The sequence below is a fragment of the Mycobacterium sp. ZZG genome, from assembly GCF_054786995.1.
The window spans coordinates 1-815 of record NZ_JBTBFV010000181.1; the positions used below are offsets into that span (position 1 = coordinate 1).

Here is an 815-nt window from a genome sequence, read left to right on the forward strand (position 1 = left end):
ATTCGTGTTGGCTCCGCGCCGGATTCGTGGGGGGTGTGGTTTCCCGACGATCCGCAGCAGACGCCCTACACCCGTTTCCTCGACGAGGTCGCCGAGTCGGGCTATGAGTGGATCGAGCTGGGCCCCTACGGGTACCTGCCCACCGACCCGGCCACGCTGGCCGACGAGCTGGCCGCCCGGGGGCTCAAGCTCTCGGCCGGGACGGTGTTCGAGCACCTGCACCAGGATGACTCATGGGATGCGGTCTGGAAGCAGATCGAGGACGTCGCCACGCTGACCGCCGCGGTCGGCGGCAAGCACGTGGTCGTGATCCCGGAGATGTGGCGCGACCCGGCCACCGGCGAGGTTCTCGAAGACCGCCACCTCACCGCCGAGCAGTGGGCCAAGAAGACCGGCGGCATGAACGACCTCGGCAAGGCGATGTTCGAAACCTACGGGGTGCGTGCGCAGTATCATCCGCACGCCGACTCCCACGTCGACACCGAGGACAACGTGTACCGCTTCCTCGATGGCACCGACAGCCGGTATGTGAACTTGTGCCTGGACACCGGCCACATCTCCTACTGCGGCGGCGACAACATCGCGATCATCCGCCGCGCCCCCGAACGCATCGGATATCTGCACTTCAAGCAGGTCGATCCGCAGGTCCGCGCCAAGGTTGAAGCCGAGGACCTGCCGTTCGGCGAGGCGGTCAAGCTCGGCGCGATGACCGAACCGCCGCTGGGGATCCCGGACATGCCACCGCTTCTCGCCGAGGTCGAGAAACTCGGCATCGACGTGTTCGCGATCGTCGAGCAGGACATGTATCCCTGCCC

At 66.4% G+C, this 815-nt stretch carries 1 protein-coding gene; it reads left to right on the plus strand.

Annotation, left to right across the window (positions count from 1 at the left end):
- A partial coding sequence (locus ACXMYJ_RS29250) for a TIM barrel protein (protein WP_460359567.1) occupies positions 1-815 on the plus strand: 815 nt, incomplete at both ends.